26 protein-coding genes are annotated in these 26,311 nt (G+C 38.0%); 16 read left to right on the top strand and 10 right to left on the bottom strand.

The annotated features are described in order from the left end of the window. The first annotated feature begins 227 nt into the window (after positions 1-227). The gene (locus H9L23_RS24195) at positions 228-2,108 is read left to right on the top strand and encodes a M1 family metallopeptidase (RefSeq protein WP_187592703.1); all 1,881 of its coding nucleotides are present in this window, start codon (positions 228-230) and stop codon (positions 2,106-2,108) included. A gap of 54 nt (positions 2,109-2,162) precedes the next feature. Here the strand turns inward: H9L23_RS24195 and H9L23_RS24190 are convergent, their stop codons facing one another. Further along, on the bottom strand, positions 2,163-2,735 hold the full coding sequence (locus tag H9L23_RS24190) for an OsmC family protein (protein WP_317175274.1): 573 nt from the start codon (positions 2,733-2,735) through the stop codon (positions 2,163-2,165). Positions 2,736-3,147: 412 nt separating this feature from the next. Next, positions 3,148-4,074 carry an NAD(P)-dependent oxidoreductase gene (locus H9L23_RS24185; RefSeq protein ID WP_187592702.1) on the bottom strand — a complete coding sequence of 309 codons (927 nt, stop codon included), beginning with the start codon at positions 4,072-4,074 and terminating at the stop codon, positions 3,148-3,150. Between the two features lie 217 nt (positions 4,075-4,291). Here H9L23_RS24185 and H9L23_RS24180 point away from each other — a divergent pair, with 217 nt between their 5' ends. The 3 genes from H9L23_RS24180 to H9L23_RS24170 all read left to right on the top strand — a co-directional run bounded on the left by H9L23_RS24180 (position 4,292) and on the right by H9L23_RS24170 (position 8,252). Continuing rightward, positions 4,292-6,784 carry a TonB-dependent receptor domain-containing protein gene (locus tag H9L23_RS24180; RefSeq protein ID WP_187592701.1) on the top strand — a complete coding sequence of 831 codons (2,493 nt, stop codon included), beginning with the start codon at positions 4,292-4,294 and terminating at the stop codon, positions 6,782-6,784. A gap of 95 nt (positions 6,785-6,879) precedes the next feature. After that, entirely contained in the window at positions 6,880-7,434 is a 555-nt protein-coding gene (locus H9L23_RS24175) for an NUDIX domain-containing protein (protein WP_187592700.1), read from the top strand. A 59-nt stretch (positions 7,435-7,493) separates the two neighbouring features. Continuing rightward, a complete protein-coding gene (locus H9L23_RS24170; protein ID WP_187592699.1) occupies positions 7,494-8,252 on the top strand; it encodes a lysophospholipid acyltransferase family protein in 759 nt (252 codons plus the stop codon). A 382-nt stretch (positions 8,253-8,634) separates the two neighbouring features. On the opposite strand, the gene H9L23_RS24165 is transcribed toward H9L23_RS24170, so the two are convergent. Together H9L23_RS24165 and H9L23_RS24160 are read right to left on the bottom strand one after the other, a co-directional pair. Next, positions 8,635-9,384, bottom strand: coding sequence for a LytR/AlgR family response regulator transcription factor (locus H9L23_RS24165; RefSeq protein WP_187592698.1), 750 nt, complete (start codon positions 9,382-9,384; stop codon positions 8,635-8,637). Positions 9,385-9,441: 57 nt separating this feature from the next. Next, positions 9,442-10,371, bottom strand: coding sequence for a sensor histidine kinase (locus H9L23_RS24160; RefSeq protein ID WP_246474773.1), 930 nt, complete (start codon positions 10,369-10,371; stop codon positions 9,442-9,444). 361 nt (positions 10,372-10,732) lie between these two features. On the opposite strand from H9L23_RS24160, the gene H9L23_RS24155 reads away from it, so the two are divergent. The 4 genes from H9L23_RS24155 (at position 10,733) to H9L23_RS24140 (ending at position 14,391) form a co-directional block, all read left to right on the top strand. After that, positions 10,733-10,990, top strand: coding sequence for a hypothetical protein (locus H9L23_RS24155; protein ID WP_187592696.1), 258 nt, complete (start codon positions 10,733-10,735; stop codon positions 10,988-10,990). Positions 10,991-10,995: 5 nt separating this feature from the next. Next, on the top strand, positions 10,996-11,904 hold the full coding sequence (locus tag H9L23_RS24150) for an ABC transporter ATP-binding protein (protein ID WP_187592695.1): 909 nt from the start codon (positions 10,996-10,998) through the stop codon (positions 11,902-11,904). 1 nt (position 11,905) lies between these two features. Further along, the gene (locus H9L23_RS24145) at positions 11,906-12,703 is read left to right on the top strand and encodes an ABC transporter permease (RefSeq protein ID WP_187592694.1); all 798 of its coding nucleotides are present in this window, start codon (positions 11,906-11,908) and stop codon (positions 12,701-12,703) included. Positions 12,704-12,822: 119 nt separating this feature from the next. Continuing rightward, entirely contained in the window at positions 12,823-14,391 is a 1,569-nt protein-coding gene (locus H9L23_RS24140) for a M28 family metallopeptidase (RefSeq protein ID WP_187592693.1), read from the top strand. Between the two features lie 96 nt (positions 14,392-14,487). Here the strand turns inward: H9L23_RS24140 and H9L23_RS24135 are convergent, their stop codons facing one another. After that, positions 14,488-14,718 carry a response regulator transcription factor gene (locus H9L23_RS24135; protein WP_025143302.1) on the bottom strand — a complete coding sequence of 77 codons (231 nt, stop codon included), beginning with the start codon at positions 14,716-14,718 and terminating at the stop codon, positions 14,488-14,490. 301 nt (positions 14,719-15,019) lie between these two features. Here H9L23_RS24135 and H9L23_RS24130 point away from each other — a divergent pair, with 301 nt between their 5' ends. From H9L23_RS24130 to H9L23_RS24095, 8 genes are all read left to right on the top strand, one after another. Next, on the top strand, positions 15,020-15,397 hold the full coding sequence (locus H9L23_RS24130; RefSeq protein WP_187592692.1) for a hypothetical protein: 378 nt from the start codon (positions 15,020-15,022) through the stop codon (positions 15,395-15,397). A gap of 3 nt (positions 15,398-15,400) precedes the next feature. Further along, entirely contained in the window at positions 15,401-16,048 is a 648-nt protein-coding gene (locus H9L23_RS24125) for a hypothetical protein (protein WP_187592691.1), read from the top strand. Then, on the top strand, positions 16,015-16,806 hold the full coding sequence (locus H9L23_RS24120; protein WP_187592690.1) for a sensor histidine kinase: 792 nt from the start codon (positions 16,015-16,017) through the stop codon (positions 16,804-16,806). Before H9L23_RS24125 ends, H9L23_RS24120 begins: the two co-directional genes overlap by 34 nt. Positions 16,807-16,809: 3 nt before the next feature. Then, positions 16,810-17,451 (top strand): response regulator transcription factor, encoded by a 642-nt coding sequence (locus H9L23_RS24115; RefSeq protein ID WP_187592689.1) that lies wholly within the window; start codon positions 16,810-16,812, stop codon positions 17,449-17,451. Between the two features lie 217 nt (positions 17,452-17,668). Beyond that, a complete protein-coding gene (locus tag H9L23_RS24110; protein WP_025143307.1) occupies positions 17,669-18,046 on the top strand; it encodes a BlaI/MecI/CopY family transcriptional regulator in 378 nt (125 codons plus the stop codon). Beyond that, positions 18,043-20,034, top strand: a complete 1,992-nt coding sequence (locus tag H9L23_RS24105) for a M56 family metallopeptidase (protein WP_187592688.1) — start codon at positions 18,043-18,045, stop codon at positions 20,032-20,034. Before H9L23_RS24110 ends, H9L23_RS24105 begins: the two co-directional genes overlap by 4 nt. A gap of 5 nt (positions 20,035-20,039) precedes the next feature. Next, positions 20,040-20,681 carry a TonB-dependent receptor plug domain-containing protein gene (locus H9L23_RS24100; protein WP_187592687.1) on the top strand — a complete coding sequence of 214 codons (642 nt, stop codon included), beginning with the start codon at positions 20,040-20,042 and terminating at the stop codon, positions 20,679-20,681. A 27-nt stretch (positions 20,682-20,708) separates the two neighbouring features. After that, positions 20,709-21,107 carry an energy transducer TonB gene (locus H9L23_RS24095; RefSeq protein ID WP_187592686.1) on the top strand — a complete coding sequence of 133 codons (399 nt, stop codon included), beginning with the start codon at positions 20,709-20,711 and terminating at the stop codon, positions 21,105-21,107. A 411-nt stretch (positions 21,108-21,518) separates the two neighbouring features. Here the strand turns inward: H9L23_RS24095 and H9L23_RS24090 are convergent, their stop codons facing one another. The 5 genes from H9L23_RS24090 to H9L23_RS24070 all read right to left on the bottom strand — a co-directional run bounded on the left by H9L23_RS24090 (position 21,519) and on the right by H9L23_RS24070 (position 26,237). Beyond that, complete coding sequence (locus H9L23_RS24090) at positions 21,519-22,289, bottom strand: succinate dehydrogenase/fumarate reductase iron-sulfur subunit (RefSeq protein ID WP_187592685.1); 771 nt, start codon at positions 22,287-22,289, stop codon at positions 21,519-21,521. 83 nt (positions 22,290-22,372) lie between these two features. Continuing rightward, the gene (locus tag H9L23_RS24085) at positions 22,373-24,352 is read right to left on the bottom strand and encodes a fumarate reductase/succinate dehydrogenase flavoprotein subunit (RefSeq protein WP_187592684.1); all 1,980 of its coding nucleotides are present in this window, start codon (positions 24,350-24,352) and stop codon (positions 22,373-22,375) included. Positions 24,353-24,369: 17 nt separating this feature from the next. Then, a complete protein-coding gene (locus tag H9L23_RS24080; RefSeq protein WP_187592683.1) occupies positions 24,370-25,050 on the bottom strand; it encodes a succinate dehydrogenase cytochrome b subunit in 681 nt (226 codons plus the stop codon). 358 nt (positions 25,051-25,408) lie between these two features. Continuing rightward, the gene (locus H9L23_RS24075; RefSeq protein ID WP_223191012.1) at positions 25,409-25,735 is read right to left on the bottom strand and encodes a GxxExxY protein; all 327 of its coding nucleotides are present in this window, start codon (positions 25,733-25,735) and stop codon (positions 25,409-25,411) included. 310 nt (positions 25,736-26,045) lie between these two features. After that, positions 26,046-26,237 (bottom strand): cold-shock protein, encoded by a 192-nt coding sequence (locus H9L23_RS24070; protein ID WP_010599638.1) that lies wholly within the window; start codon positions 26,235-26,237, stop codon positions 26,046-26,048. Positions 26,238-26,311 lie beyond the last annotated feature (74 nt).

The raw sequence follows: 26,311 nt of genomic DNA, 5'->3' as shown, positions 1-26,311 counted from the left end.
TTCAATTATAACGAAGATAAAATGTGGAAATTACAAAAGCAAATAAAAGATTAAGATTTAACGGATTTTTAGATTTCAGGATCTCTTTTTTACATCAATCGGTTTATATGACAGGTAAGAATCACCAAAAACGTAACATTCAATCATAAACTCATTCAAAAATCTATCATTCAATCATTTTCTAATTCAATCATTAGTTTTAATTTAGCTTAAATTATTCTTAAAAAATGAAAAAGTTATTTTCTATCACCCTGCTTCTTAGTTTGGGTGGGTATATGGCTTCGGCCCAGGAGCTCTACATGCCCCGGAATATCAAAGCTGCTTATGCTAAAGGCACACGTGCTATGAGTGGGAAACCCGGGCCCAATTACTGGCAGAACCATGGCAAGTACAACATGGATATCAAGGTAGATGCCGACACCAAAGTGGTAAGCGGTAAGGAAGAAATTTTGTACAGCAACAACAGTTCCGATACCTTAAGAAACCTGGCCATCCGATTCGTAAATAACCTGCATAAACCAACTTCTCCAAGAAATGGCGCAGTGAGCGAAGATTTTTTAAGCACCGGGTTAAACATTAGTTCTTTTTCGATAGATGGAGAAACCTACAAGGTTGACAGCAAAAACTGGGGAACAGTTGGCAATGTAAAATTGAAAAAACCGTTAGGTCCAAAATCGAAAATTACGGTTAAAATTGAATGGGATTACCCTTTATCAAAAGAAAGTGGCCGCGAAGGGCAGATTGATCAAAACTCTTTCTTTGTGGCTTACAGTTATCCCCGCATTTCAGTTTACGACGATTATAACGGCTGGGACCGCATTCCACATACCGATAGAGCTGAGTTTTATAACGATTTTAACGATTACGAATTCTCGGTTAAAGCACCTAAAAACTATGTGGTCTATGCCACAGGCGATTTCTTAAATCCAGATGAGGTTTTACAGCCAGAAATTTCTGCCCGTTTAAAAAAATCGTATAATGGTGATGAGGTGATCCACATTGCTACCGAGCAGGAAATGAAGGATGGTAAAGTAACCCAGCAAAAAGACTGGAACACCTGGAAATTTGCCGTAAACCACATTACCGATGTTACTTTTGCCCTAAGCAACCACTATGTTTGGGATGGCGCAAGTGTAATTGTAGATAAAAAAACCAACAGAAGATCAAGCGCCCAGGCGGCATATAATCCAACAACCGGAAAAGATTTTGTGAACTCGGTTAAATACAATTTGAATGCTTTAGACTGGTTCTCGAACAATTGGCCTGGCATCCCCTACCCTTATGTAAAAACAATTGCTTTTCAGGGTTTTGCCGATATGGAATACCCGATGATGGTAAACGATTCTCAGTTTGGTGACCCTGTTTTTGCACAGTTGGTTCAGGATCATGAAGTGGCACATACTTACTTTCCCTTCTACATGGGTATTAACGAAACCCGTTACGCCTATATGGACGAAGGTTGGGCCACTACATTCGAATATTTAATTGGCATTGCCGAGCATGGCAAACAGGCTGCTGATGATTTTTACAAGAAATTTAGAGTTGATCAATACATTAACGATAAATCTGCGGAAGAAGACCAACCAGTGATTTCAATGTCTGATCAGGTTTCGGGTGCTGGTTATGGAAATAACTCTTATGGTAAGGCTTCGTTGTCTTATCTGGCATTAAAAGATATGTTGGGAGATGACTTATTCAAGAAAGCATTACATACTTATATGACCAACTGGAATGGTAAACATCCTATTCCATGGGATTATTTTAACTCAATGAATGCCGGTGCCGGACAGAACCTGAACTGGTTTTTCCAAAACTGGTTCTTTACCAACAACTATCTTGATTTATCGATTACCAAAGTAACGCCTGCAAAAGGAAAATCGACAGTAGCTGTTAAAAATGTTGGTGGTTTTGCTATTCCGTTTGATGTGGTAGTCACTTATACTGATGGAAAAGCTGATACCATCCACCAAACTCCAGCGGTGTGGAAAGCAAACCAGAAAGAAGTTAATATTACGGTTAACACCACAAAAAAAATAACTTCAATTAGTTTGGACAACGGCATTTATGTAGATGCTACGCCGAAAGACAATGTTTGGGAAGCGAAATAATTAACATTTTGCAATTTTCAGTTGGCAGTTTGTATAACTGCCAACTGAAAACTGTTAACTGAAACTGAGTACCGGTTCGTGTTTAACCGGAAAATTCAATGAATTGGCAATAAAACACATTTTATTGGCTTCATGATGTAGTGACGAAGCAAGTTCATAATGTGCTTTATCAGCAATTAAAACCTGTGGATGAAGGGTAACTTCTCTAAACCTACCACTTCCATCAGCCAATTCTTCCATTGTACCCACCGCCTCATCTTTATAATCGATTACTACGATTTCGTTTTTAGAGCATAAATGCAAATACCAGAGCATGTGGCAACTGGAAATTGATGCCAGCAAAAGATCCTCAGGGTTATATTTAGATTTATCGCCCAAAAAGGCAGAATCTGATGAACCGGAAATATCGGCCTTGCCTTTTACTGAAATAACATAATCGCGATCGTACGAACGGTAATCCATAGTGCCCGAGCCTTTATTGCCCGTCCAGGTAACTGTAGTAGAATATAAGTGATCTTTCGGCATGATAAAATTGGTTAGATTGTATTGCCAATTTAAGAAAATAAAATGGAGATTTTCGTATTTTTCGCCCCTACTTTCAGACCTCGCAGGTTTTTGAAACCTCATAGGTCATGATATAAGCGCTTATCACATAGATGTTCTAAGATGGCTTAGGTGGTTAATATTAATAGGAAAAACAGGGTTTGGTGTGCTTCGGTTCCGAAAGTCCTGCTTTCCGTTTTATTCCGATGAAAAATCGGAATGTTCACTTCAATCAGGTTTATTTAACATAGCTAGTAGCACAATCGGAGTATCCAGACCTCGCAGGTTTTTAAAACCTGCGAGGTCTGATTTAATGTGAATTTTGGGTCTTTCTATCAGTTTATTACAAAATATTTAGTCATTGAGAGGCTGGATATCTGCGAGCCGAAGCAATTTATCATCTATTTATTATCCAAAAAGATTGCTTCACTCCTACGCAAAACCCTTCTTCAGTTCGCAATGACTAAATTAAGACCCAAACTCACGTTAATTTAACTTAAAAACTAAGTCCGCTTAACTTCTCAGCTAAAACTTCAGAGATTTTCCGGTACGAATCAAAAGTCCAGCCACCAACATGTGGTGTTAAAATTACCTGATCATTATTCTTTAATTCATCATACCAGGGCTGTTCTCCTAATGCCGGGAATTTCTCAGTCTGCAAAACATCCAACCCGGCACCTAAAATTTTTCCGGTTTTTATAGCATTTAGCACTGCAGGTGTATTTACAATTTCGCCGCGGGCCGTATTGATAAAGAAGATTGGTTTTTTAAAGTGGAAAAAGTATTCATCATTTACCATTTGTTTGGTTTCAGCTGTTAGTGGAATATGCAAACTGAGCACATCACTGTGTTTTACAATTTCTTCCATGCTTACTTCACGGGCAAAAGCATCGCTAAAACCCGTTTTATATTTATCGTAAGCCATTACGTCCACCTCAAAACCTGCCAGTTTTTTAGCAAAGCTCTGCCCCATAAAACCATAACCGATAATGCCAACCTTTTTCCCTTTCAGTTCATAACCACGGTTACCTTCACGGTTCCAAACACCGTTCCTGATTTCCATATCTGCCCTGCGGAAGTTATTCATCAAAGATAACAGCAAGCCCGTAGCATGTTCGCCAACTGCATCACAATTACCCTCCGGAGCATTAATCAACTCTATATTTCTTTCAAAAGCGATTTTATCATCAATATTATCCAAACCTGCCCCTGCCCTGGCCACAAACTTTAAATTGGGGGCGGCAGCAAAAATTTCGGCATCAATTCTAAACTTCGTCCGAACGGCAATACCGGTATAATCTTTTATTTTATCTAATGTTTGCTGACGGGTAATCTGCGGTTCATCATCAACGTGGTAGCCCATGGCAATGGCCTGTTCTTTAAATACAGGATGCAGGTCATCAACAATTAATATCTTATTCATAATGAACAAAAGTAACATTTTGCACATTGTTCAATTGTAATATTCCATCATTGTTTTTACAAAAGGGAGAACTGCCGATTATTAACCGCTAACGATAAGCTAACCCACAAAAATATTACTATAAAATGGCTGTAATAAAATAGTTACGGCCCATTTATTAAACTTACTTGCCGTTACTTTGTCTCCCTTTATAAAAACACACAAATTTTATTTTTTAATGAGACTTTTTCAATACAGAACAATACAGATTACCCTCCTTCTTCTTACCTTATCATTTAGTCTTTTCGCACAAACAGGTGGAAAAGCAAAAATTACCGGAGTACTTAAAGATGCCAAAACACAAGAAACCATTCCTTTTGCAACAGCAGTTTTAATTAATAAAGCCACGGCAAAAAATGCCAAAATAGTTCAAACAGATGTGAACGGCGCATTTGTAATGACTGATCTCCCTACCGGGACTTTTACCTTTAAAATCAGCTTTGTTGGTTACCAAACCATGGTTAGGGACAATGTAACGATTACGGCCTCTACAGGTACATTAAATTTTGGCGACATTAAAATGAATGCTGCAAAAGGCAATGTATTAAGCGAAATTACCGTAACCGGCCAAAAGCAAGGCATGCAAATGGGAATCGATAAAAAGATTTTCGCGGTAGATCAGAGTGTAATAAGCGAAGGCGGTTCTGCTGGCGATTTATTGCAAAATGTTCCTTCAGTTTCTACCGATATGGACGGTAATGTAAGCCTTCGTGGATCAACCGGTGTAAAAGTTTTAATTGATGGCAAACCATCTTTAATTGCTGGTGGTAACGTGGCGCAGATCTTGCAATCTATACCGGCCAGTTCAATCGAAAGTGTTGAGGTGATTACCAATCCCTCTGCTAAATACGATGCCGAAGGTCAGTCAGGGATCATCAACATTGTATTAAAGAAAAATACCAAATTGGGTTTTAACGGTTCTGCTGCAGTAACTGCAGGTAACCGCGATAACTATAACGCCAACACCAATTTAAGCTTTCAAAATAGTAAAGTAAACATTTATGGTAACTACAGCTACCGTTATGGTAACCGTAGGGGTGGCGGTTTTCAGGACATCACCTATAAAACAGCAGCACCAGGTTCAACAGCTTTTGCAAACCAGAATACAGTTTCAAACTCTTTAGATAAAGGCCACAATGCTAAAGCGGGTATCGATTATTATTTAGCGCCGAAAAGTGTGATCAGTTTATCAGGAGGTTTTAACTCGAGAGAAAACGACCGCAACGACCTTTTGAACATCAGACAGCTAAATTCAAACAATGCTCCGGTTTTACTGAGCAACAGAACCAATACCACTGATGGTTATGGCAACAGCTATGATGCAAACCTGGATTATGTACAGAAGTTTAAAAAGCCTAAAGAAGAATTAACTTTTAACTTCGGTTACTCTTATGGTACTAACAACAACGATCAGGCTTACAGCACCAATACCACTAACCGCAATGGTGTACCCATTGATGAAACCTTAAGTTTACAACGTGTGTTTAACACGGGTAATAACACCAATTACAATATCCAGACGGATTATGCCCTACCTATAGGTAAAGCGGGTAAAATTGAATTGGGCTACCGCAGCCAGATTCGCTTGGGAAATAATGATCAGTATGCAGATTCAATCCCAACCAATACCAATATCTTTATAAGCAACAACAAGTTGATCAATGGTTTTGATAGTAAAGATCAGGTACACGCGCTTTATTTCAACTATCAGAACCAGATTAAGGATTTTGGCTATCAGGTAGGTTTAAGGGCTGAAGATGCACGTTTAGATACCCATTTAGAAGGTTATACCAATAACGTATTAACTACAGCTGAAGGAAATATTCATTATAAAAGGTTATACCCAAGTATATTCTTAACGCAGAAATTAAAAGGCGATAATCAGCTTCAATTGAGCTATACCCGCCGTGTAAACCGTCCACGTCCATGGGATACCAATCCGTTTTTGGATGTTTCAGATCCTTTAAACTATAGAGGTGGTAACCCGAATTTATTACCGGAGGATGTTCACTCGTTCGAATTGGGTTATAGCAAATACTGGAAAAAAGTAACCTTAACATCGAGTTTATACTTCCGTCAAACCAACGACGTAATTCAGCGTGTAAGAAGTACGCCTGTTAACGGTATCATCACTTCAACTCCTCAAAACTTGTCGAACCAGATTAATAGCGGTGTAGAATTGATTGGCCGTTTTGATCTGATTAAAGCTTTAAATTTCACCACCAACGTAAACTTATACCAGGCCAAGTTTGCTGGCGACGAGCGCTTTGATATTGCACCAAGCAGCGGATTTAGCTGGAATGCAAACGTAACCGGAAATTTAACGGTAGTTAAAAATTTATCGCTGCAGGTACGTGGCGATTACAGGGCAGCAGAAGTAATGGCACAGGGAAAACGTAACGCGATGTACGGAATTGATGGCGGAGCCAAATATGATTTCCCGAACAAAAAAGCATCTTTAAGCTTCAATGTTAGGGATGTATTTAATACCCGCAGATGGAGTATGACAACTGAAGACAACTTTACAATAGTTGATTTCCAACGTCAGATGCAGGGAACCATGGGCAGCTTAACCTTCTCATACCGTTTCGGAAAAACCACCTTTACTGGTGCTAATAAAAAGAAAAAAGACGATCAGCAGGATAACCGTCCTGATGAAGGATCATTCTAATTTAAACCAAAGGTGCTTAGAAAAAAATCTAAGCACTTTTTTTTGTCCTACATTTCTTCTTCCTTAAAAACCACGGTAAGTTATTATCTTGCACCATGGAAGAGATCAACCCCTGGAAAACGCTGGAGAGCGAGGTAAAATACGATAACAACTGGATCCGCTTAACCGAACACCAGGTCATTAACCCATCTGGCGGAAAGGGGATTTATGGCACCGTTAATTTTAAAAATCTGGCCATTGGGATCCTTCCTTTAGACGAAAATTACAACACCTGGCTGGTTGGCCAGTACCGATATGCGCTGGATGCCTACAGCTGGGAAATTCCTGAAGGCGGCGGCCCGCTCAACGAAGATCCTTTAGAAAGTGCCCGCAGAGAATTATTGGAAGAAACCGGTATGAGTGCCAGAAACTGGAAGGAAATTCAAAGGATGCACCTCTCCAATTCAGTGAGTGATGAATTGAGCATTATTTATATCGCTACCGATTTAATTCAAGGAATCGCCATGCCAGAAGAAACGGAAGAGCTTGTGGTAAAAAAATTACCCTTTGAAGAGGCTTATCAAATGGTCTTAAACGGAAAAATTACGGATTCAATGAGCGTTGCCGCCATCCTGAAAGCAAAGCTGATGATATTGAATCGGGAATTGTAGTGCCAGCGAACAAAGCAGAATAATTTATTATTATCTTTGCCATCTATTAAATCAAGCAGATGAGTAAGCTTTTTGGATATATTTTAAGCCCTATTTTTTATATTTTCTTTGGATTAATGCTTTGCATTTTTCACCCTGTACAATGGGTATGTTTTAAGTTTTTTGGCTATAAAGCACATAAAGTTTCGGTCGATATGCTCAATTTTTTCCTCACCTATTGCCAGATTTTTCTATTCAACTCCATCAGCTTTAAAAACGAATACGATCTGCCAACCGATAGACCGATCATTTTTGCATCCAACCACCAAAGTATGTATGATATACCATCATTAATTTGGTTTTTGAGGAAACACAGCGCAAAGTTCATCTCAAAGATCGAGCTTACCAAAGGAATCCCTTCAATCTCTATTAATCTGCGTTTGGGCGGTGGGGCCAATATCAACCGTAAAGACAACAAACAGGCCATTTCCGAAATCATCAAACTTGGCCGTAGGATGAAAGAAAACAACTGGAGTACCGTTATTTTCCCAGAGGGAACACGGGCGAAAGATGGCCAGTTAAAAACATTCCAGTTTGGCGGTATTGCCACCATTTTAAAAGTGGTACCCAATGCATTGGTTGTTCCTGTAGCTATAGAAAATTCGTGGAAAATTGTACGCTTTGGTATGTTCCCGTTAACCACAGGCAATGCCCTAAAATGGACGGTTTTAAAGCCAATAGAATCAGGCGTAAAAACACCAAATGACATCACACTTGAGGTAGAAAACGAAATCAGGAAAGTTTTAGGTCAGCCAATGGAGCAACCAGCTACTTTGTAATTTTTATTAACCTCCTTAAAGATCCTTTGACTACGCTATCATATACAGAATCCATTAATACGCCCGTCATCCGATAGCTATCGGGTTGGGAATGATGATCTCTCGCAGCCTATCATTTGCCAAAAAGATCTGTTATTCATATTGACTTTTATACAAGAAACTACCTCTCAGGATGACAGATTTTTAGATCGCTATCATTTTTAAAAGTAAATGGAATGGAAAAATCCTCATGCTAATAAATTAAAAGATTTCTCCACTGCGGTCGAAATGAAGATATATCTCGTAAAATATTCCGTATTTCTGTGAATCCGTGGCAACAAAGTAGTTATTGGTTAATAAACGCTAAACGCCCATTTGCCATTTTCCATTCCACCTCTTACATCTAGATATTCTTGTTCCCAATCACCCTGAAAAATTCATCGCGGTAAGTATCGCCTACAGGGATAATTTTCTGGTTAATCGTAATCCGGCTGCGCTCAATACTTTCAATTTTATCAACCGCAACAATATACGATTTGTGCACCCTGATAAACTGGCTTTGAGGTAAGGCTTCTTCCATTTTCTTCATACTCTGCAGCGTAATTACGCGTTCATCTTTGGTGAAAATCGAAATATAATCTTTTAAACCCTCTATAAACAAGATATCATGGAGATAGATTTTTTGGATCTTATGTTCCGTTTTTACAAAAATATAGTCCTGAACCGGGTTGGATGGTGCTGAAAAAGGAGCAGGTGTAATAATGGGTTGTGCTACGCTGGCTGGTGTTTCAACGGGCTTAACCTGATTGTGTACTTTTTCCACCGCTTTATAAAAACGATCGAAGGCAATAGGCTTTAATAAATAATCTGAAACATTGAGGTCGTAACTTTCTAAAGCATATTCAGGGTAAGCAGTGGTTAAAATATAATGGCATTTATTACCTGCTATCTTTAAAAACTGGATTCCTGTTAATTCAGGCATCTGGATATCCAAAAACACAAGATCAATGCCCCCGCCCTGTACAATCTGCAAAGCTTCAATTGGGTTTTCGCACCTTTTAACCATCGTTAAAAAAGGTACTTTCGATATATAATCCTGTAAAATATCAAGCGCTAAAGGCTCATCATCAACAACAATACAGTTTAAGTTCATTTTGGTTAATCTATTTAATTCATGATTTACTTATAATCCGCTTAGTTTAATGCCGGATTATATGTCAATCATCAGTTCGCAGGTATAATGGGTAGCCGAATTTACAACATTTAATTTATATCTGTCGGGATAAACCAATTGTAATCTACGCTCTACATTTGTTAAACCCACGCCACCCTGAGCATCTTTATTCTGCTGGTTCTTTTTATTGATGACACTAAAATGCAAAATTTTCTGGTTGGCTATGATATTGATCTTTACCGGTTCGGTGGGATCGGTTACCACGCCATGTTTAAATGCATTTTCTACAAACGAAATCAGCATAAGCGGAACAATTTTTTGATTGTCTATCTCGCCGTTTAAAGTAAGTTCGATATAAGCACCATCTTTAAACCTTATTTTCTGGAGTTCAATATAACTGGTTAAATAATCTACCTCTTTGCTTAAAGCTACGGTTGGCGTGTTGCTTTCATAAATCATATAACGCATAATTTCCGAAAGCTTCATAATGGCATCAGCAGTTTTATCCGATTTTTGATAAGCCAATGAGTAGATATTATTAAGCGAGTTGAAAAGAAAATGCGGATTTAACTGCGACTTTAAAAACTGAAGTTCCATTTCGCGGCGTTCGCTCTCTAAATTGCGCTGAATCCTTTCGCTTGCAAACCAATCAATAGTGAATTTGATAATACAGCTCGAAACCAGGAAAAAACCAATTATAAAAACCGTGTTGATAGCAAAATTATTAACAGACATATTATGGCTTTTGCCATCGAATGTATAACGAAGCATCTCTTCGGGGTTTAAAACAGCGATAACAGTTTTAACAAATGTTGCAACAACAATTAAAAGAACAAACGACAGGACATATAACCAGTACTTTTTTCTCTTCTTGATCAGTGATGGGATCAGGAAAATATAATTGATGTAGAATACAGAAACATTAACGATACCAAAAACAAAATACGACAGAAAGTAATCTTTCATGGTATGCTTTTCACTCCCCATCATAGATATAACTATAATAAAAAGGCATATAAATCCCCAAAAAATAGCATTTAGTATTAAAGGGCCCCTACTTTGTTTCATTTGAAATGTATTAAATAGTAATGAATACTGATATACGTTTAATAACGCCTATCGTTCAAGCCACAAAATAAATAAAGTTTTATCGATTTACTTACACAATCTACCAACGGGCATTTTTTTTCTACCAACGGCCCAATGGGCAATTTTTATCGACCAACGCCAAAAACGGCTGTTGATCTAGAATCTTGAACACTTGGTATAATAGATTTTAGCAGGTTGTTTTTCTTGAGTTTCTTTGAATCATCAAAACGATAACAATATGAAAACTACATCAGCAATCAACTTAAAAAATCAAACAGTAATGGCTGATGTTATTTTCGCAGCCGCTCAAATAAAACAAACCATCATGAAAAAGTTAGGAAACACATCGCCATTTTTACTTTTATTATTACCAGTATTTATGATGATCATTTTAACACTTACAGTAAGCACCAACCAAAATGATGCTGAAATAGTAGTTAAACCTGCTAAAACTTCAGAAACGATCGTAAAACAGGCTACAGCTATTTTTAAATAATAGTAATGAGTAATTACGCTATCGAAACTGTAGGCTTAAACTTTAACTTTGGTAATCAAACCATTGTAAAAGACCTTTCATTACAAGTACCAAAAGGCAGTATTTATGGCTTTTTGGGACCAAACGGAGCCGGAAAAACAACTACTATAAAAATTTTGCTCAACCTGCTGAAGTCTCCCGCTGATCAGGTTTTTATATTTGGCAAAGAAATAAACAGCAACCGTATAGCCATCCTTAAGCGGGTGGGTGCGTTGGTAGAACAACCGGCCATCTATGGTCATTTAACAGGCAAAGAAAACCTGATCAACCGTTGCATCCTGCTCGGCATAAAAAAAACCAAAGCCGACGAAATGTTGGCTTTAGTAGGCCTTACAGAGGCAGCAAATAAAAAAGCAAGTAAATATTCTCTAGGAATGAAACAACGTCTCGGTATTGCCCAGGCGCTCATCTCAGATCCCGAACTCTTGCTTTTGGATGAACCTACCAATGGTTTAGACCCCAACGGTATTATCGAGGTACGTAACCTCATGATCGAATTAGCAACCAAACACCAAAAAACGATATTGGTTTCGAGCCATTTACTGGCCGAAATTGAAAGAACAGCTACACATGTTGGCATTATCAATAAAGGACAGCTCTTATTTCAGGGTACCATCGACGAACTGCACCTGCTGAGCAAACCTATGCTCGAAATTGAAGTGAACAACATCGAAAATGCGAGCGCGTTTATAGCAAAAACAGGTTATGAAATTATAACCCAAACCGATAAAAAAATCATCGTTCCATTTACTTCAGCACAAAAAAGCGGCGAATTAAATACACTACTTATTCAAAATGGATTTACGGTAAGCAGCCTTTACCAACAGAAAAAGGATTTAGAAAATCTTTTTCTGGACATTACAAAAACCAACTAATATGCGCACGCTCTACATATCTTTAATATCAGAATTTTATAAATCTCGGAAAACACTGGCTTTTTGGGCAGCGATATTATTGCCTGTTATTATATGCGGTTTAATCACTTTTGGTTTTTATTCCGGTTCTGAAAAAATCCTTGCCTTCCATTACCCTCCCATGGTATTATGGGCACAGTATAGCGGTGCGGCACTTGGAGTAATGGGCTTATTAATTATGCCTTTTTATGTGATATTTATGGCTTTTTCGGTCAATAATATTGAACATAAAAACGATACCTGGAAAATGCTTTTTGCGCAGCCTTTGAATAAATTTTCCATTTATGCTGCTAAATACCTTTATGCCGTATTTTTAATCTTTACCTGTTTATTCCTTTTTGCCTCTTTAACCTTTGCCTTCGGTCATTTATTACAGGTTTTAGTTCCAAAATATAATTTCGACCACTATAATCCATTAAATTTACTCATCAATGCTTATGTTAAACTATTCCTGTCTTCATTAGGCATATTATCGTTACAGTTTATCCTGAGTTTATTGTGGGCCGATTTCCTTAAACCAATGGGAATAGGTTTTGTGGGCACCATCATGGGCATCATCACAGCAAATGTAGGCTGGAAATATGCTTATCTAATCCCTTATTCTTTACCTACACTCGCTTTAAGGATTGCTAAAGTAAAAAAAGGAACTGATCCTCTGGATTTTCCGATTTTTACCCAGGAAATATGGACAAGTTTAATTTATGCGGCCATTCTTTTCATCATAGGCTATTTCATTGTTACCAAAAAGAGCATAAAATAGGTTAAAACTACCATCTACCTATGATTAACCTGAAAATCATGTAAAAATATCATTAGAAAATAATTTGAAGGGGTTTAAAACGTATTTTAGATCAAAATCAACCAACTAATTATTCAAAAATGATCAAAAGATTTACCCTCACGGCATTGGCTTTCGGCTTTTGCCTCTCCGCTTTTGCACAAGATACCCCTGATGCAGCTGTAGTGCAAAAAATAAGAAAGGAAGGTTTAGAAAACTCAAAGGCAATGAACATTGCTTTTAACCTAACCGATGTGAGCGGACCACGCTTATCAAATTCGCCAGGCTTAAAAAAAGCACAGGAATGGGCTGTAAAACAACTTACCGATTGGGGATTAAAAAATGCGCACCTCGAAGCCTGGGGAACTTTCGGTAAAGGATGGCAGATCGATAAATACTATGCCGCTACTACGCTACCTTATTATCGCGCCATTATTGCTTCACCAAAAGCATGGACACCAGGCACAAACGGGCCGATAAAATCGGAAGTAATCCTGATCAAGGCAGATAGCGTAGCTGATTTGGCAAAATACAAAGGCAAATTGGCCGGAAAAATCATTATGATGGATCAGGGCACTCCTTTAACCAGTGGCATTAAACCTGATTTTTCGCGCTATGCAGACACAACACTGGCACAAATGGCTGCTGCAAAACCACAAGCTGCCGGCGCAAGGCAGCGTCCGGCTGGTGGACCAATGGCTGATAGAATGGCACAAATGATGAAAATGCGCGAGGTTCGTGCAGCCATCAGTGCCATGTTGGTTGAAGAAAAAGTTGGCTTAATTTTAACTTATGCCCGCGGCGGACAGGGTACATTTTTCACCAGCAATGGAGCATCTTATGCTTTAGATGCCAAACCCGTATCGCCAGAGCTGGAAGTAGCAGCAGAAGATTTCTTGCATATATTACGCCTTTTGCGTGCTGGTAAACCAGTGGAAGTTGAGGCCGATATCAAAACTTCATTTTACGATCAGGATCCGCAGGGTTACAATGTAATTGCTGAAATTCCGGGAACTGATAAAAAATTGAAAGACGAAGTGGTAATGATTGGCGGTCATTTCGATTCGTGGCATGCCGCAACCGGAGCAACTGATAATGCAGCCGGCTCTACTGTAATGATGGAAGCCATGCGCATTTTAAAAGCGATTGATTTTAAACCAAAACGTACTATCCGTATCGCCTTATGGAGTTCAGAAGAGCAGGGTTTATTTGGTTCGAGGGGTTATGTTGCAAAACATTTCGGCGATCCAAAAACGATGGTATTAACGCCTGATCAGAAAAAAATATCAGCCTATTATAACCTTGATAATGGAACTGGAAAAATACGTGGTGTTTATTTACAGGGCAATGCAGCCGCCGGACCAATTTTTCAAAGCTGGTTAACGCCGTTTGCCGATCTTGGTGCAACAACCATTACCATTAATAATACCGGTGGTACTGATCATCAGGCTTTTGATGCGGTGGGCATTCCGGGTTTCCAGTTTATCCAGGACCCTGCTGATTACAATACCCGCACCCACCATAGCAATATGGATACCTACGACAGGCTTGTTGAAGATGATTTAAAACAGGCAGCAACGATTATTGCATCCTTTGTTTACAATACCTCGCAACGTGAAGCACAGATTCCCAGAAAAGAATTGCCTGCTCCGCAACCTGCCAGACCATAAACCCAGAAAAGACAAAAGCCTGCTGATTTGACTTTAGAAAATCAAATAGCAGGCTTTGCTGTTTAGAATGAGAGGTTATAATATATCTTTAAGCCCTTAAAAGGACAATATTCTTTCTTTAAAGGCCCAAACGATCAATTGGTATGAGTTTTTCAGGTCGAGCTTTCTCACCATATTTCTACGGTGCGTATTAACGGTATGTTCGCTAATAAAAAGCATTTCGCCGATTTCTTTACTGTTGTAACCCATTGATAAAAGGTGTACAATCTCAACCTCCCTTTCGCTGATCGAACCATGATTTTCCTGTAGTAGGATATTGTTTATCATTTTTGAAAGAATTTAAATTTTAATTATAAGATTAATCGGCTTCGTCATCAAATAGACTTATTTTTAAATAAGTCCAAAAATTGTGTTTATTAAGGATAGATTGAGTTTGTTTTTCGCAGTGCAAATTTTTGATCTGCTACTGTATACCAAAAGTAGTGCTACGCCATAGTTCGCCGATATCGCAAAACACCTTAAATAAAAGGGTATTTTTACGGTATTTTAAATGCAAATACTTCTTGATAGATCATTTATTATTATCGATTTTTAGGCTTTTTACAAACAAACAAACTCTATAACTTTTATGAGCAAAAAATTAAATATGGAACCTATCGATCCGAAGGTTGCAAAGGCTATGGTTGTTGCCTACGCCAAAGATGGGATGACCTCTACAGAATCTTACACAAAGGCAGTATGGTTTCCGGCTGAACAGATTTTAGCAATCGCAAAATCAATGAGCGAAGGCAAATATGATGGGTTAAGAATTTATTTCGCACAATATTTAGAGGGAGCAATCGAAGGTGTTCCTAAATCTTACGAAGGCAGAAATACTTTATTGCTGGTACCAACTACACCATGTGTAGGTAGTGGAAACGACGAAGAAGAACACAAAGATGATTTAGACAATATTGAAAACAGGGGTACTGCATGCCCGGATATGTGTGAAGGAACAAGCTTATAAAAAATGCGTTACGTATCACCCATAGTTATAGCGGAAATCATCTGTTTAATCAGCGCAATTTTGTTGGTTTGGAAAGACGGTAAGGTTTTTTGGAAGGTAATCACTTGCTACATTGCCATTGCTTTGGGGACAGAACTTTATGCCATTTATCTTGCTTCGAAACACATACACAACTTATGGCTTTTCAATATTTTTTTAATATTCGAAAGCAGCACCATTTTGTATGGCCTTTATTGTTGTTTAAAAGAATATACCAACCCGAAACCTATTTTTTTAATAGGCTCGGGTGTGGTTTACCTTACCTATTTTATTTTTCTCTTTACACATCCTTTTACCGATTCAAATACGCTTACCATTAGTGTAATGTCGGTATTTTTCACCCTTTATTGCCTCTACTATTATTACCTGTTGTTAAAGGATGAAAATTTTATCAATATCAAAACCCATCCTGAATTTTGGTGGGTAACAGGTGTATTGTTTTATTACTTCGGAAGTACCATGTCGAATATTTTTGACGGCCTATTCTCGGTAAAAATTATCGGTGTTGCAACATTAAGATATTGTATTTACGTATTGTTAAACCTTATTTTATATAGCCTTTGGGTATATTCGTTTATATGCAGAATGAAACAACGAAAATTGCGCTCTTAGTTGCCGTTTCTACATTGGTATTCTTACTGATGCCGGTATTCCTGATTTTATATATCAGGTCTTACAACCGGCACAAAAAGAACCATTTCCTCGAAAAGCAGAATATGCAGCAAAGGTTCGAATCCGAAATCCTTCAAACCCGTATAGAAGTACAGGACCAGACCATGCAAAGCATCGCAACAGAGCTGCACGATAACGTTGGTCAATTACTTAGCCTTACCACACTTACCTTAAATTCGGTAAATTTAAACGATGCCGAAAAGGCAAAAAAAAAGATCGAAAATTCCCTCTCGCTTGTAAATAAATCCATCAAAGAACTACGGGAGCTGGCCAAACTTCTGCACGGCGAGCAATTGGTAGAAAATGGCATCGGGCATGCCATAGATCAGGAAATTAGCTGGCTTAATAAAGCTGGCACCTACGAGTTAAAAACCAAAAACCAGCTGATCGATTCAACCTTGATATCGCCTGATAAGGACCTGATTATACTGCGTTTATTGCAGGAAATTATTAATAACGTGATCAAACATGCCCAGGCTACTCACATCCAGATCGATTCTTACCTGGAAAATGATGCCCTGCACTTAAAGGTGATTGAAAACGGTATTGGTTTTGACCCTGATGAAATTAACGCTAAAAAAGCAGGAATGGGACTTAATTCTATTTATAAAAGAATTGAGATGATCAATGGAAAATTAGCATTAAATTCGGCCCCGGGCAAAGGTACGTCCATTACGATCGAAATCCCATATCCTTAATTTATGCAGAACCAGAGTATCGCCATAGCAATTGTTGATGACCACACGCTTTTCCGTTCAGGATTAGCAAGTCTGTTAGAAGAATTTGATGAAATCGAAATCGCATTCGAAGCCATTAATGGTGTCGATCTTCAAACAAAGATTGCGCGCCACTCAGAAATTCAACTGGTACTGATGGACATTAATATGCCCGTTATGGATGGCTTTGCGGCTACTAAATGGGTTAAAACCAACTACCCGAATGTTCATGTACTAGCTTTGAGTATGCTCGAAGATGAAAAAGCAATTATCGGGATGCTAAAAGCAGGTGCCGGAGGTTATATGCTTAAAGAATCTACCCCATCCGATCTGTTAACCGCAATAAAAGTAATTGTAGATAAAGGTTTCTTCGTAAACGAACTCGTATCGGGCAGGCTTTTGGTGGCTCTAAAGGATACTGATACCAAGCCCGTATTCTCTGGCAGAGAGCTTACATTTTTACAATATTGCAGTACCGAACTTACTTATAAAGAAATTGCTGACCTGATGAACGTGAGTCCCCGCACGGTTGACAACTATAGGGAATCTCTTTTTGCAAAGCTAAATATTAAGTCACGCACAGGTTTAGTGGTGTATGGTATAAAAAATAACCTCATCACTATTTAGCATCTCCAAGTAATAAAAAAATAACTTATTCATTATCAGCCACTAATAAAACCACTCTTAGCAATTCTCAGCGAAAAACAGGCTACGCCATCCGCAAAAAATAAACCCTATTTTTTTGTGAAATAATTTTCAAATAAAATTTGGATAACTAACGAATTAGTTTTAACTTTAGCTAAGGCAAATAAATTTGCCGTTATCCTTATTATTATTAACTATTATGGAAATTAAAGATTTAACCAAAGCTGAAGAACAGATTATGCAGGTTTTATGGCAATTGGAAAAAGCATTCGTCAAAGAAGTAATCGACGAGCTTCCGCTCCCCAAACCTGCTTACAACACCGTTTCAACAATTATTAGAATTCTGGAAACAAAGGGCTTTATTGGTCACGAGGCATTTGGTAAAGCACATCAGTACCATCCTTTGGTGAGCAGGGAAGAATATAAGCGCCATGCAACAGAAAAGCTCCTGGGCAATTATTTCGAAAACTCTGTAGAGAGTATGTTTTCTTTCTTTGTTAAAGAAGAAAAGCTTGATTTAAGTGATGTTGATGAAATTTTAAAAATGATCAATAAAATTAAACATAAGCCAAAATGAGTTTTGCGCACTACTTATTACAGGTACACTTATACTTAATTGTTTTTTACTGCTTCTACAAGCTACTGTTAGATAAGGAAACCTATTTTACACTCAACCGCATTTATCTTATATCTTCGGGAGTATTGTCGCTGTGCATACCATTTATCCGCTTAGAGTGGTTAACGGAACAGAAAGCGGCAAAACAGGTTTACACATCGGTTAACTGGGATGCAGTATTGGCACAGGCCACAATAGTAACAGAACGTAATTCAGGTTTTAACTGGGCAAACGCGTTTGTATATATTTATTGTGCAGGTATTTTGTTTTTCCTGGGTAGGTTGGTGTTTAACCTCTTAATGGTTAAAAAACTCATCGCATCAAACAAAGCGGGCTCAGCATTTGCTTTTTTTGGTAAGAAAATAATTGATCGTGAACTGCCGCAAATGGACGTGATCGACATCCATGAAGAAGCGCACATTAAACAGTGGCATACTGTTGATGTGCTCTTCTTCGAAATTATCGGCATTATTACCTGGCTAAACCCGGTGATTTACCTCTATAAAAAAACAATCAAAAACATTCATGAATTTTTAGCCGATGAACAGGCGGCCGAATTTCAAGGTGATAAGGCCGAATACGCCATGTTGTTATTGAGTAAATCGTTCGGCATTTCGCCAAATAGTTTAACCAATGGTTTCCTTGAAAAATCACTGATCAAAAAAAGAATTTTCATGCTTCATAAAGAGCGGTCAAAAAAGACTGCTATTATGAAGTATGGAATTTTTATTCCGCTTTTTGCTTTACTGATTGTGTTCTCATCCGCAACAGTACGTAAAAACGAAAAATTGATTTCCATTACCGATCAGATTCCTTTGGACAAACCAATAGAAATGGTGCAGGCAATTGTTGTAGACGAGCCAGGCAGAGAAGCCTCTACAAAGGCATCTGTTGATGGCAAAACAGAAGGAAACTGGAAAGGATTTTATCAGTTTTTGTCGAAAACCATTAAATATCCAACTGCAGCAAATAATGATGAAGTACAAGGCAACACGCAGATAAAATTTAGCTTAAAAGACGGTAAAATAAATAATATCTCTACAAATGCAGTGCTTGGTGCTGGTTGTGAAGAAGAAGTTAAGCAAGCTATTTTAGCTTATAAAGGTTTTAAAAATACGGCAGATGGCAAATATGCTTTAACCGTTAGCTTTAGTTTGCCTGAATCTTCTGAAAAATTTAAAAACAAATATGTACCTGCATCTTTAGGCTATGTAAACCTGAACAAGGTCAACATTATTTCTTACAACAAAAAATCTGGTGAGGCATCAAATAGTGAAAACATCCAACAAGACGATGCAGATAAAAAAATCTACGATTTTGTTTCCATCGATAAACAACCAGAATTTCCGGGAGGTATTGCTAAATTCTATAAATATTTAAGCGGTAGCATTAAGTATCCAAAAATGGCAATTGAAAATAATGTGCAGGGAAAAGTTTTTTTAAGTTTTATTGTTGAAAAAGATGGCTCACTAAGCGATCTACAGATTACACGGGGTTTAGGTAGCGGAACGGATGAAGAGGCTATCAGGGTTTTAAAAGAATCGCCAAAATGGAATCCTGGAAATTCGAACGGCATGGCCGTGAGAGTGAAGTATAACATCAATGTAAACTTCACACTGAATGATGAGCCGGCCAAGCAGCTTAAATTAAGCAATGTACCTGCAAACCGGGTAATCTTTAAAGAAGGTGCAAACTTAGATGCATTGATCATTTTAGATGGTGTTAAACTTCCAGATAACAGCCAGTTGAATACGATAAATGCAAATAATATAGAATCTATTTCCATTTTAAAAGACCAGACCGCGGTGAACCTTTATGGATCAAGGGCTAAAAATGGCGCTATCATTATTACGAGTAAAACAAAAAACAGTGTTTTCCGAAATCTTGAAACAAAAGATTTAGCTGTCGACAAAAACACTAATTTCTTAGATTTTAAAAGAAAATTCTAACCGATATGAGAACTTTATTCACCTTTAGCCTGGTTATAGGCATAAGTTTAGCCTGTTTTGCCCAAAAGGCCGATAGCACAAAAACGACCAAGATTACGCTTCGAGGTTTACCAACGGCAGGTACCGAACCTTTAATTGTGATTGATGGAAACAAACAATATGCTAGGGGTGCATCATTGCTATCAGAAATGGAGAGCAATATCGAATCGATAACCATATTGAAAGATAGCTCAGCAATAGCTAAATATGGACCGGATGGTTTTGCAGGTGTAATTGAAGTAAAAACAAAAACCAAGCAAGTTTGGAACCACGACTTTAAAACTACTCCAAAACAAATTGGCGATGTACCACTAACAGGTAAAGTAACCGGATTTAGCGTTCGGCCTCTAAGTTCAACAGCGACAGGTGGCAATTCTAATTTCTCTGTAACTAAAAAAGGCATCAAATTAAAAAACGGAGAAACCGCACCTTTATATATCATTGATGGCGAAGAAGCTTCAGGAATCGAAACCCTTGACAATGAAAGTATCGAGAGCGTTGAAATTATAAAAAATGCTTCGGGTACCACCAGATATGGAGTAAAGGCTAAAAATGGTGTTATTATCATCACGACCAAAAAAGCTAAAACCACCCCCAAGAAAAACTAACTAATAAGTTCACTTAATAAAAAAACAATGAGAAAGCTAATGTTTTTAGCCCTAACGGGCATTGCCATGTTCTTTAATTCTGCTAAAGCGCAGGATAATCAGAACAAAATTTATGATTTTACTTCACTAGAAAAGGCTCCAGAATATCCGGGGGGCATTTCAAAGTTTTATGCGTACTTAGGCCGTGAAATTAAATACCCGGCGATAGCTAAGAAAGATAAAACCCAGGGGAAAGTATTTGCTTCTTTCGTGGTAGAGAAAAACGGAACCTTAACTGATGTACAAATTACCAAGGGCTTATCCAAAGAAACCGATGATGAAGCCTTAAGGGTATTAAGCAAATCGCCAAGATGGAACCCTGGCTTAATTGATGGTAGGCCAGTGCGCGTAAAGTATAATATCAATGTTAACTTTAAGATGGACTAAACTCTATTCTATCCATCCGCTTAAAAACACAAAACCCCAGCAAAAATTGCCGGGGTTTTATGTTTTCTCTCCTGTCTCGGAAGACTAAATTTAGAAAATTTTTAATGTATATGCAAATAATACAGAATAAAATTTCTATTTAGGTAAAATTTTAATATGCCAACATAAGATTATTGCAACTTTCGCAAACTTTTATTTCGCTTTATATCATTCTGTATTTCTTTCAATTGAAAGCATTACTGTTTCGTATGTTTTCAAAACAGGTAAATTTCTATTAAAAAGCTAATGATGAAATTCAAACATGATTAAAGATTAATCAAAAAATCGAAGCGAAATTTATGTCACATAAAAAAGCCCCAAACCAGGTTTGAGGCTCAAGAATTCCGATGAATCGGAACGCACAGTATATTTTTAAACCGTTTCTTCTGAAACGAATTTTGCCGAAGCGAAATCACGGTTCATGCGGGCAATGTTCTCTAAAGAGATACCTTTAGGACATTCTGCTTCGCAAGCTCCTGTATTGGTACAGTTACCAAAGCCTTCAGCATCCATTTGCGCTACCATGCTCTGTACACGACGGTAACGCTCTGGCTGACCTTGAGGCAACAATGCCAATTGAGAGATCTTAGCCGATACGAAAAGCATCGCTGAAGCATTTTTACAGGTAGCCACACAAGCACCACAACCAATACATGCAGCAGCTTCGAAAGCAGCGTCAGCCTGCATTTTAGGAATTGGCAAATTGTTTGCATCCTGGGCATTACCAGTATTTACCGAAATAAAACCACCAGCGGCAATCACCCTGTCAAATGCAGAACGATCAACCGTTAAATCTTTTACAACGGGAAACGCAGCCGCTCTCCAGGGCTCAACCACAATGGTATCGCCATCTTTGAAAGAACGCATGTGCAACTGGCAGGTAGTTACCAAATCTTTTGGTCCATGCGGACGACCGTTGATGAACATCGAACACATTCCGCAGATACCCTCGCGGCAATCGTGATCAAATACAACCGGCTCATCGCCTTTATTGATTAATTGTTCGTTTAATACATCGAACATCTCTAAGAAAGACATATCCGGTGAAATATCGGCCAATTTATAATCTACCAAAGCACCTTTGGTTTTGTTATTTTTTTGACGCCAAACTTTTAGCGTTAAGTTCATATTTCCTGTACTCATTGTATCTCAGATTTGAGATTTGAGACATTAGATATGAGAATTGAGAATTTTCATCTCACGTCTCACATCTCACATCTCACATCTTATTTATAACTTCTTTGTGCTACTTTAATATTTTCAAACTTCAATTCTTCTTTATGAAGCTCAAAGTTTACACCTTCTTTAAATTCCCAGGCGGCTACGTATGCGTAATTTACATCATCACGTAAAGCCTCACCCTCTTCGGTCTGATACTCTTCACGGAAGTGACCACCGCAGCTTTCGTTACGGTTTAAAGCATCAATACACATCAACTCGCCAAGTTCGATAAAATCGGCTACACGGCCAGCTTTTTCCAGTTCAGTGTTCAACTCATCGGCGGTTCCCGGTACACGAACATCACTCCAGAATTCATGACGTAAAGCCCTTATTTCTTCAATCGCTTCTTTTAAGCCTTTTTCGTTACGTGCCATTCCACATTTCTCCCACATGATGTGGCCTAAACGTTTATGGAAATGATCTACCGATTTGGTTCCTTTGATGTTGATTAGAGTATTTAAAATACCTACGGCTCTTTGTTCAGCCTCCACAAACGCAGGGTGATCAGTCGGGATTGCTTTTACAGAAATCTCTTTTGATAAATAAGCACCAATAGTATAAGGAAGAACGAAATAACCATCAGCTAAACCTTGCATCAAAGCAGATGCACCTAAACGGTTAGCACCATGATCGGAGAAGTTAGCTTCACCAGTACAATATAAACCAGGTACAGATGTCATAAGGTTATAATCAACCCATAAACCACCCATGGTATAGTGAACTGCAGGGTAAATACGCATTGGCGTTTCGTAAGGATTTTCTCCGGTGATCTGCGCATACATATCGAAGAGGTTACCATATTTTGCTTTAATTACCTCAGTACCTAAGCGCATACAGGTTTCCTTATCAGGATTGTGATTACCCGACTTTGAAGCTTCGATTTTACCGTAACGCTCCGTATTGGCTTTAAAATCTAAGTATACTGCTAATTTAGAAGCACCTACACCATAACCGGCATCGCAACGCTCTTTAGCGGCACGGGAAGCCACATCACGTGGAACCAGGTTACCAAAAGCAGGATAACGACGCTCTAAATAATAATCTCTTTCATCTTCAGGAATTTCTGAAGCTTTACGGTTATCATCTTTCTTTTTTGGAACCCAGATACGTCCATCGTTACGTAACGATTCAGACATCAGGGTTAATTTAGATTGGTGATCGCCAGAAACCGGGATACAGGTTGGGTGAATCTGCGTGTAACAAGGGTTTGCAAAATAGGCACCTTGTTTGTGCGCTTTCCAGGCTGCTGTAACATTACTTCCCATCGCGTTGGTAGAAAGATAGAATACGTTTCCGTAACCACCTGTTCCCAATACCACTGCATGACCGAAGTGACGCTCGATTTCTCCTGTAATTAAGTTACGGGCAATAATACCACGTGCTTTGCCGTCGATTTTAACAACTTCCAACATTTCGTGACGGGTATACATTTCTACTTTACCCATACCAATCTGGCGTTCTAAAGCAGAGTATGCACCTAATAATAATTGCTGACCGGTTTGACCTGCAGCATAGAAAGTACGCTGAACCTGTGTACCGCCGAATGAACGGTTATCCAACAAGCCGCCATACTCACGCGCCAAAGGCACACCCTGCGCCACACACTGATCTATAATGTTTGCACTTACCTCTGCTAAACGGTGTACGTTAGCTTCGCGTGCCCTATAATCGCCACCTTTAATGGTATCGTAGAATAAACGGTAAACGCTATCACCATCATTTTGATAGTTTTTAGCGGCATTGATACCACCCTGAGCAGCAATTGAGTGCGCACGACGTGGTGAATCCTGAAAACAGAAACATTTAACTTTGTAGCCCATTTCGGCTAAAGTAGCGGCTGCTGAAGCACCTGCTAAACCTGAACCTACAATGATTACCTCAATAGTTCTTTTGTTCGATGGGTTTACCAAAGGCACAGAAGACTTATATTTTGTCCATTTGCTGGTTAATTCGCCTTCTGGAATATTTGAATTAATATCTGACATATCTTTTGTGCTAAAAATTATTGAATAAGACCGAAATAAACTGCAATCGGCATGGCTGCGAAAAGGATCGAAATAATAATCGAATACCAAACGCCGGCTCCTTTAATAATACCGTTATATTTTGAGTGGTTCCAGCCCAATGTTTGGAAAGCTGAAGCAAAACCATGTAACAGGTGATAACACAAAGAAAACATGGCCAAAATGTATACGGCAACCCTTACCGGATCCTGAAATTTTTCTTTCATTACGGCATAAAGGTCTTCATGGCCATTGGCATCAACTGTAGGGATTCCGGTAAAACGCGAAACTACCCAGAAATCTTTCAGGTGAACCACCAAAAAGATCAACAAAAGTGTACCCAATAAGCCCATTGAACGGCTATACCATTTACTGTTTGCTTTACCATCGTTCACGGCGTATTTAACCGGGCGTGCTTTTTGATTTTGCAGCGTTAAACGTAACGCCTGAAAAATATGCGCAAGCAAGCCAATAAACAACACAATTTCGCCTGCCCGGATAATCCAGTTGGTGGCCATAAAATGTGCGCCTACGTTAAATGTTAAACCACCGTCGTTAATAAATATTAAAGCATTAATACCGCAGTGTACAATTAAAAAAAGTATCAGGAACAAACCTGTAATACCCATGATGAATTTCTTCCCTATTGATGAAGAAAATGCATTTCCGAAACCACTCATTTGATTAGGATTTATATCTAAATTTCTTGCAAAAGTATCTAATTATGAGTTTAATTTATAAACGATTATGACAAAACAACGATAAATCATTTATTTAGAAACATTCTAAAGCATAATCGGAAATAATTGAAAGATTGGAAGGTTATTTATGGTTTCGAATGTTGATATCAGCGGTTATGCTAAATCATTTTACCAGCAGGAAACTGGATTCACCTTCGCTTATCCGTTTTTACCATTAAGGAATTAAGGACATTAAGAATTTATAAGTTTAAAATTTCTTATTTGTCTGGTAAAACCCTGAAGTATTCGTTCACGATAGGGATTATACTTTTGGTAATGTTATCAGTAAAAAAGTTGATCAACAAACCTTGGGAGCACCAAGAAGTTTCATATAAGTTTGGAGCTGAGCCTGATGAACTGGTAAGACATTTGTGATTGCTTTTATTTCCACTACAATACAATCGTTAACATACAGATCAGGTCGTAAATCTAAATCCATTGGAAAATCATCATACATTACGGATAACAATAATTGCTGAGAAACCTTATATCCGTTTTTTTCTAATTCGTATTTCAAACAGTTTTCGTAAACATGCTCTAGTAGACCAGAGCCAAGTATATTGTGAACTTTAATGGCGAAGCCTGTTATTTCGTATGATAATTGTGTAACCTCTTTTTTTGTCATCTCCTTATTATTTTAAATAATATGCGGCACTAAGGGATGATTAAAGGGAATTATTAAGAAACCGCTTGTTTAGCAACTAAAATATGGATTTAATTTAATCATTCAAAAATTCTGTACCATTAAGAAGTTAAGAAACATTAAGAAAAGCAATTAAATAAACCTTAATTATTTTAATTTCTTAATGGTGAAAAATATAACTTATAGCTGGAGATTGTTTGAAAGGAATAATTCTTATGATATTAAAATGTATTCCACAAAAAAAGTCCCGATTTGCATCGGGACTTTTTACGATTTATGTGTTCGAGTTTTCTTAAGCTACTTTTACATTTACCGCGTTTAGGCCTTTTCTACCTTCTTCTACATCGTAGTTTACGGTATCATTCTCGCGAATGTTGTCGATTAAGCCTGAAGCATGAACAAAAATTTCGGCATCGCCATTAGATGGAGTGATAAATCCGAAACCTTTAGTTTCATTAAAAAATTTTACTGTTCCTTGTTGCATTATATTGTATTTTAATTTGTTTCAAAGATATAGTTAAATACCTATAAATCAATTTTTTATTTTTAAATAGATAA

It is taken from the genome of Pedobacter roseus (assembly GCF_014395225.1).
GTDB lineage: Bacteria > Bacteroidota > Bacteroidia > Sphingobacteriales > Sphingobacteriaceae > Pedobacter > Pedobacter roseus.
The sequence above is the reverse complement of the archived record's forward strand: the minus strand, read 5'-3'. Positions and strand labels throughout refer to the sequence as shown.

Excerpts from the sequence above, each read along its gene's own strand:
- H9L23_RS24195 (WP_187592703.1), top strand. The coding sequence starts at position 228 with ATGAAAAAGTTATTTTCTATCACCCTGCTTCTTAGTTTGGGTGGGTAT.
- H9L23_RS24190 (WP_317175274.1), bottom strand. The coding sequence starts at position 2,735 with ATGAGGTTTCAAAAACCTGCGAGGTCTGAAAGTAGGGGCGAAAAATAC.
- H9L23_RS24185 (WP_187592702.1), bottom strand. The coding sequence starts at position 4,074 with ATGAATAAGATATTAATTGTTGATGACCTGCATCCTGTATTTAAAGAA.
- H9L23_RS24180 (WP_187592701.1), top strand. The coding sequence starts at position 4,292 with ATGAGACTTTTTCAATACAGAACAATACAGATTACCCTCCTTCTTCTT.
- H9L23_RS24175 (WP_187592700.1), top strand. The coding sequence starts at position 6,880 with ATGGAAGAGATCAACCCCTGGAAAACGCTGGAGAGCGAGGTAAAATAC.
- H9L23_RS24170 (WP_187592699.1), top strand. The coding sequence starts at position 7,494 with ATGAGTAAGCTTTTTGGATATATTTTAAGCCCTATTTTTTATATTTTC.
- H9L23_RS24165 (WP_187592698.1), bottom strand. The coding sequence starts at position 9,384 with ATGAACTTAAACTGTATTGTTGTTGATGATGAGCCTTTAGCGCTTGAT.
- H9L23_RS24160 (WP_246474773.1), bottom strand. The coding sequence starts at position 10,371 with ATGAAAGATTACTTTCTGTCGTATTTTGTTTTTGGTATCGTTAATGTT.
- H9L23_RS24155 (WP_187592696.1), top strand. The coding sequence starts at position 10,733 with ATGAAAACTACATCAGCAATCAACTTAAAAAATCAAACAGTAATGGCT.
- H9L23_RS24150 (WP_187592695.1), top strand. The coding sequence starts at position 10,996 with ATGAGTAATTACGCTATCGAAACTGTAGGCTTAAACTTTAACTTTGGT.
- H9L23_RS24145 (WP_187592694.1), top strand. The coding sequence starts at position 11,906 with ATGCGCACGCTCTACATATCTTTAATATCAGAATTTTATAAATCTCGG.
- H9L23_RS24140 (WP_187592693.1), top strand. The coding sequence starts at position 12,823 with ATGATCAAAAGATTTACCCTCACGGCATTGGCTTTCGGCTTTTGCCTC.
- H9L23_RS24135 (WP_025143302.1), bottom strand. The coding sequence starts at position 14,718 with ATGATAAACAATATCCTACTACAGGAAAATCATGGTTCGATCAGCGAA.
- H9L23_RS24130 (WP_187592692.1), top strand. The coding sequence starts at position 15,020 with ATGAGCAAAAAATTAAATATGGAACCTATCGATCCGAAGGTTGCAAAG.
- H9L23_RS24125 (WP_187592691.1), top strand. The coding sequence starts at position 15,401 with ATGCGTTACGTATCACCCATAGTTATAGCGGAAATCATCTGTTTAATC.
- H9L23_RS24120 (WP_187592690.1), top strand. The coding sequence starts at position 16,015 with ATGCAGAATGAAACAACGAAAATTGCGCTCTTAGTTGCCGTTTCTACA.
- H9L23_RS24115 (WP_187592689.1), top strand. The coding sequence starts at position 16,810 with ATGCAGAACCAGAGTATCGCCATAGCAATTGTTGATGACCACACGCTT.
- H9L23_RS24110 (WP_025143307.1), top strand. The coding sequence starts at position 17,669 with ATGGAAATTAAAGATTTAACCAAAGCTGAAGAACAGATTATGCAGGTT.
- H9L23_RS24105 (WP_187592688.1), top strand. The coding sequence starts at position 18,043 with ATGAGTTTTGCGCACTACTTATTACAGGTACACTTATACTTAATTGTT.
- H9L23_RS24100 (WP_187592687.1), top strand. The coding sequence starts at position 20,040 with ATGAGAACTTTATTCACCTTTAGCCTGGTTATAGGCATAAGTTTAGCC.
- H9L23_RS24095 (WP_187592686.1), top strand. The coding sequence starts at position 20,709 with ATGAGAAAGCTAATGTTTTTAGCCCTAACGGGCATTGCCATGTTCTTT.
- H9L23_RS24090 (WP_187592685.1), bottom strand. The coding sequence starts at position 22,289 with ATGAGTACAGGAAATATGAACTTAACGCTAAAAGTTTGGCGTCAAAAA.
- H9L23_RS24085 (WP_187592684.1), bottom strand. The coding sequence starts at position 24,352 with ATGTCAGATATTAATTCAAATATTCCAGAAGGCGAATTAACCAGCAAA.
- H9L23_RS24080 (WP_187592683.1), bottom strand. The coding sequence starts at position 25,050 with ATGAGTGGTTTCGGAAATGCATTTTCTTCATCAATAGGGAAGAAATTC.
- H9L23_RS24075 (WP_223191012.1), bottom strand. The coding sequence starts at position 25,735 with ATGACAAAAAAAGAGGTTACACAATTATCATACGAAATAACAGGCTTC.
- H9L23_RS24070 (WP_010599638.1), bottom strand. The coding sequence starts at position 26,237 with ATGCAACAAGGAACAGTAAAATTTTTTAATGAAACTAAAGGTTTCGGA.